The organism is Campylobacter sp. RM19073 (assembly GCF_024723495.1).
Taxonomy (GTDB): domain Bacteria; phylum Campylobacterota; class Campylobacteria; order Campylobacterales; family Campylobacteraceae; genus Campylobacter; species Campylobacter porcelli.
Genome location: NZ_JANQCT010000041.1, coordinates 1 through 4,390, shown reverse-complemented (window position 1 = coordinate 4,390; position 4,390 = coordinate 1). Strand labels below are relative to the sequence as shown.

The window sequence follows — 4,390 nt, the reverse complement described above, 5'->3', positions numbered from 1 at the left end:
AACCCCTTGTAAAAGCCTTTCAAGGTGGTGGCTAACGCCACTGATTTTATAAGGGTACCCCATTTATGGGGACTTTCTCAAAGAGAGTGCAAAGCACAAGAGTGCGAGGTCAAGCCGATGGGGCTTGCCGCAAAGGTCGGTTCTGCTGACCTGAGGAGTAAAAAATATGAATATAATTTACAAAAAATTTCTATTTAGAGTTGGCACTGAGACGGCAAATGAAGCTAAAACTATAGCTCCATATAAAACAGGCAATCTAAAAAAAGATATAAAAGTCATTAGCTATAGCCACAAAAAAGTAATAGTAGGCAATACAAAACTCGCACCATATGCTAAATTTGTCCATTTTGGTACTAAGCCACATATAATTAAGGCTAAAAACAAAAAAGTATTAGCTGCTAAAGGCAAAATATTTGGCAAAAAGGTAAATCACCCAGGAACTAAGGCCAGTCCATATCTAAAAAACGCTTTAGATAGCTATATAAAAGGCGAGGGATTTACAAGGGCAAAATCCGCCCTTGTAAGAGATATAAAACAAGGCATCATAACTGATATTAAAAAGGGCTTTAAATAGAGTTTTTAAGGGCATTATCTAAAGCCCTTATATGACTAAAGCTCATATGGTATAGCTTACCGCAAGCGACTTTTAACATTGCTTCCATTTTATTAAAGGCTTTGATAAACTCTATTTTCCATCTATAAGCCTTCTCGCCAGTAAAGCCCATAACGAGCAGTGAAAAGCCGGCGCTAAAAGCTTTATTTACGACAGCGACCGAAACGAGCACGGCCACGCAGATAGGTTTTGGGCTTTAGCGCTTGCATTAAGCTATTTTGAAAAGGTTAGGGATAAAGGGGAAAGGCGTATATAATAAACTAGATAATGGCGTAAGCCACCTTTTTATCCGCTTATTACTTTTGTTTATTTATACAAAAACCCTTTAAAATACCGTGAGTATTTTTGAATTAATTGCATAATTTAATATTATTTGGTATAATTTTTGCTAAAATAGGTTTCAAAATTTATAAATATACTTAAAAAATTTAGAATACTAATTGTATCAAAATTTAATATAATTTAACCATAATTAAAACGAAAGGAGTAAAAATGAAAGCGTTAGAGGTAGCAAAATATGTTGTAACAAAATGCAAAAAAGAAGAGTGCCCTATTAGTAACTTACAGCTTCAAAAAATACTCTATTATATACAGCATGATTTTTTAAAAAAAAATAACAAACCACTATTTGATGATGATTTTGAAGCTTGGAAATTTGGACCAGTTGTACCTAGCGTCTATTATGAGTACTCATATTTGGGGGCATTAAAAATTTATGAAGAATATGACAATTACGATAAAATAATACAGAATTTAGGTGATAATATTTCACTAATAGACAGTACTGTCTGCAAAAAACGTAATATGGATCCTTGGACGCTAGTTAGCCAGACGCACGCGAAAGGTAAGGCATGGGATATTATTTTTAAAGATGGTGCTGGATTTGGAGATGTGATACCAAAACAGCAGATAAAAGATAATGCTTTCTGATATAAATCCTCATCTTGATAAAAAACACCGAATCATAAAAGATGTTTTGTGCTCTTTGTCTAAACAAAACGCCCTACGAGATAAAAGCGGTCAGTTTAGGCTTAACGGCAATATCGATAAATTAAAAGAAGTGTATGTTAGTAGTACCGACAACGCTAGCGAAGATTTCAGGCATAAATATTCAAAAATTTTCCTTATATTATCAAGAATAGACAGAGAGAAAAACAAACTAAGTATAGATAATTTAATGGAGGCGATAGAGGAGGCTAGAGCTTATATTGAAGACGAAAGCAATGGTTACTCCACTAATTTTGTGAATAAATTTTTAAAACTATACGATCATGTTGTTTTAGAAATTTTACAAATAAAATACATGCGTGAAATTGAAAATAAAGGTGAAAATAATAATTCGGAGACCATAAAAAAATTAAAAGATGCACAAAAATTAGCCGAAAATGCAAGCAATAGTGCCAGTAAGGCAACCAAAAAAATAAACGATATGCAAAAAGAATATATTACTATTTTAGGTATCTTTGCCTCTATCGTTTTTGCATTTGTTGCAGGACTTACTTTTTCTACATCGGTCCTTTCCAATATACACCAAGCAAGTGTATACAGATTATCGTTTATCGTTTGTCTAATAGGTCTATTTATAACAAACATATTACACTATTTATATGCCTTTATCAGAGAGATACATTTTTCAAAAATAAATCAGGACTTCGAAAAACAAAAAGAGTGCACTATTTTCTTAAAATCTTTAAAAAACGGATTTTGTAATAGCTATATTTTTAGATTTAATTTATTTATTACATGCATTATGTGCGCAATTTTTATATATTGGCGTTTTTTTGATATGAATACTAAAAACTACATCGACCAAAATACTAGTAAAATACATCAGCGTACTGAAAGAAACAGCACCGCCCAAAAGGGTAACGACTCTATTGTCGAGCCTAATATAAACAAGAATAGCAATACTCAATAAATTTAAATATTTAAACTGCTTATTGTTAAGTGTTTTTACCCTTTTAGAGTTATCCTTTAAAATTCGCTTTGATATACTCTAGTGCGTCTATAAATGAGCCAGTGAATTTATATCCATTTTTTACCACTTCAAATTCGCAAATTTCTTGCATTAATTCATCATCTCTAGCTACGCTTAGTAGCTCATCAGTGATTTTGCAAATATCAAAAAAGTGCATAATCTTGCCATTTACTGCTTCAAATGTGGCAAATCCATACTTATCACATCTCTTATAATCTATATTTTTAAAGTCATCTATAGAGCCATCCATAATTTTCTTTCTATAATCTGCTTCTATTATTCCCCATTCTATATCTAAATATAAAAATATCAAAATTTTTCTCATTTAAACCACCTTGCAAATATACTGCTTTTTATAATTTCCCCTTGGGTTAATACACTATTTTTTTTAAAATACTTCTCTAGTGAGTTGGTAGGTTTATAAATTGTCACCAGCTCCACACCATCAAATACCAAAAAATATCCATTTTGACTCATTGCGTTAAGCCTATTTGGGTTTTTATTATTTACCGCTACTCTCTCAATAGAATTTAACGCTCTAACTATATCTCTTTTATGAGCTTTTTTATGTAGTGGCATAGAGTGATTGCCACTGCCAAAATAGTTATCTTTGCTTAGCACTCTTTCTACCCCAGTTTTATCTATATGTTTTACTACTTCATCTTTGCTTAGTGGGCTTGTGTTTTTCATCACCACTCCATCTATCACCTCTTCATCAATCCACACAGGCACCACCTCCGTGCGACATCTAAAATGATATGGTGGTAATCCAAAATTCTTAGGCAAAATTTTACCATAAAACGCACCATTTCGCCAAGTAGCTGCTGCTTTTTTCTCATCTATACTTTTAGCGTTTTGTATATTCCTACTTTGAGCCTCTATATGTGAAGCTGGCACTATGCGGCCATTCATAGATCTGCAGCACTGGCTAGTCCTGCTATCTATCCTAGCTACTACTTTATAGTATTCCACACCATTTTTAGAAGCTTCATTGACCCTTGAGATATTTTGCATTTGGCTGATGATATGATCGCTTACCCCTTCAAAGTAGCTAGTATTGACTGATAATACGCCTTTGAATTTCTCTCTCATTATCTCCCCAGCTTTAACTCTTGGGATTTTGCCTTCAAATATCTCTTGTGTAATATCCTTTAGCTCATCGCTTACCTTAGCATTAAACTCCCCTTTTATCCAGTAAAAGTTCTCTCTCATAACCTTTATAGCCCTAGCATCAACACTATCAAATCTCAAATCACTCCTACCACCCACCCCTTCTAAAAAACTACGATACAGATCCTCATAATTTATATCTTTTATATGAATATCTAAATTTTCTAATCTATCTTTTATGATGCTCTTTAGCTCAGGGCTATCATAATTACTCATCACAGCCATATAGATCTCTTCTAGCGCCTCTTTTAGCTCTTCATTTGCCCTAGTTCCAAGCGTTGTTATCATCTCATCTATCAATTTTTGCTTATCTTTGCTCTTTGCGATTTTATGTTTTATTAGTTTTTGTATTAGACTCATCTATATACTCCTTAAATTCACTCACTAAGTATCTAGCCTCTAAATGCTTTGCTAAGACTCTCTCATTTGTCTCAAATGTCTTATGACAAGCATTACACCGCCTAAAACGCCTATTTTCTAGCCCTTTAATCGTAGCTATCACGCTAGTTTTACCACTAGCACAAAACGGACATATCATAGTGATTCCTTAAAGCTATTTTAACTTCGCAAGACGGAGCTAAGCCCCACTTTGCGACTAAAGTTTAATTTACACAATATTATTCTTATTC

The 4,390-nt window shown here is 33.2% G+C and carries 7 protein-coding genes; 3 read left to right on the top strand and 4 right to left on the bottom strand.

Going from position 1 to position 4,390, the window contains the following annotated elements:
• The first annotated feature begins 166 nt into the window (after positions 1 to 166).
• Positions 167 to 574: an HK97 gp10 family phage protein gene (locus CSUIS19073_RS07990; RefSeq protein WP_086237656.1), complete on the top strand. Its 408-nt coding sequence runs from the start codon at positions 167 to 169 to the stop codon at positions 572 to 574.
• Here CSUIS19073_RS07990 and CSUIS19073_RS08360 read toward each other — a convergent pair.
• Positions 567 to 725: a hypothetical protein gene (locus CSUIS19073_RS08360; protein WP_086298547.1), complete on the bottom strand. Its 159-nt coding sequence runs from the start codon at positions 723 to 725 to the stop codon at positions 567 to 569. The genes CSUIS19073_RS07990 and CSUIS19073_RS08360 overlap by 8 nt on opposite strands.
• 380 nt (positions 726 to 1,105) lie before the next feature.
• Between CSUIS19073_RS08360 and CSUIS19073_RS07980 the strand changes: the two genes are divergently transcribed.
• Together CSUIS19073_RS07980 and CSUIS19073_RS07975 are read left to right on the top strand one after the other, a co-directional pair.
• Positions 1,106 to 1,543: a Panacea domain-containing protein gene (locus tag CSUIS19073_RS07980; protein WP_086237657.1), complete on the top strand. Its 438-nt coding sequence runs from the start codon at positions 1,106 to 1,108 to the stop codon at positions 1,541 to 1,543.
• Entirely contained in the window at positions 1,533 to 2,531 is a 999-nt protein-coding gene (locus tag CSUIS19073_RS07975) for a hypothetical protein (RefSeq protein ID WP_086237658.1), read from the top strand. The genes CSUIS19073_RS07980 and CSUIS19073_RS07975 overlap by 11 nt, the downstream gene beginning before the upstream one ends.
• Before the next feature lie 49 nt (positions 2,532 to 2,580).
• Here the strand turns inward: CSUIS19073_RS07975 and CSUIS19073_RS07970 are convergent, their stop codons facing one another.
• Genes CSUIS19073_RS07970 through CSUIS19073_RS07960 form a run of 3 tightly spaced genes read right to left on the bottom strand, consistent with a single transcriptional unit; the run spans position 2,581 to position 4,299 of the window.
• Positions 2,581 to 2,916 (bottom strand): hypothetical protein, encoded by a 336-nt coding sequence (locus CSUIS19073_RS07970; protein WP_086237659.1) that lies wholly within the window; start codon positions 2,914 to 2,916, stop codon positions 2,581 to 2,583.
• The gene (locus CSUIS19073_RS07965) at positions 2,913 to 4,121 is read right to left on the bottom strand and encodes a hypothetical protein (RefSeq protein ID WP_180379400.1); all 1,209 of its coding nucleotides are present in this window, start codon (positions 4,119 to 4,121) and stop codon (positions 2,913 to 2,915) included. Before CSUIS19073_RS07965 ends, CSUIS19073_RS07970 begins: the two co-directional genes overlap by 4 nt.
• On the bottom strand, positions 4,090 to 4,299 hold the full coding sequence (locus CSUIS19073_RS07960) for an NrdR family transcriptional regulator (protein ID WP_086237660.1): 210 nt from the start codon (positions 4,297 to 4,299) through the stop codon (positions 4,090 to 4,092). The genes CSUIS19073_RS07965 and CSUIS19073_RS07960 overlap by 32 nt, the downstream gene beginning before the upstream one ends.
• Positions 4,300 to 4,390 lie beyond the last annotated feature (91 nt).

Excerpts from the sequence above, each read along its gene's own strand:
- CSUIS19073_RS07990 (WP_086237656.1), top strand. The coding sequence starts at position 167 with ATGAATATAATTTACAAAAAATTTCTATTTAGAGTTGGCACTGAGACG.
- CSUIS19073_RS08360 (WP_086298547.1), bottom strand. The coding sequence starts at position 725 with ATGGGCTTTACTGGCGAGAAGGCTTATAGATGGAAAATAGAGTTTATC.
- CSUIS19073_RS07980 (WP_086237657.1), top strand. The coding sequence starts at position 1,106 with ATGAAAGCGTTAGAGGTAGCAAAATATGTTGTAACAAAATGCAAAAAA.
- CSUIS19073_RS07975 (WP_086237658.1), top strand. The coding sequence starts at position 1,533 with ATGCTTTCTGATATAAATCCTCATCTTGATAAAAAACACCGAATCATA.
- CSUIS19073_RS07970 (WP_086237659.1), bottom strand. The coding sequence starts at position 2,916 with ATGAGAAAAATTTTGATATTTTTATATTTAGATATAGAATGGGGAATA.
- CSUIS19073_RS07965 (WP_180379400.1), bottom strand. The coding sequence starts at position 4,121 with ATGAGTCTAATACAAAAACTAATAAAACATAAAATCGCAAAGAGCAAA.
- CSUIS19073_RS07960 (WP_086237660.1), bottom strand. The coding sequence starts at position 4,299 with ATGATATGTCCGTTTTGTGCTAGTGGTAAAACTAGCGTGATAGCTACG.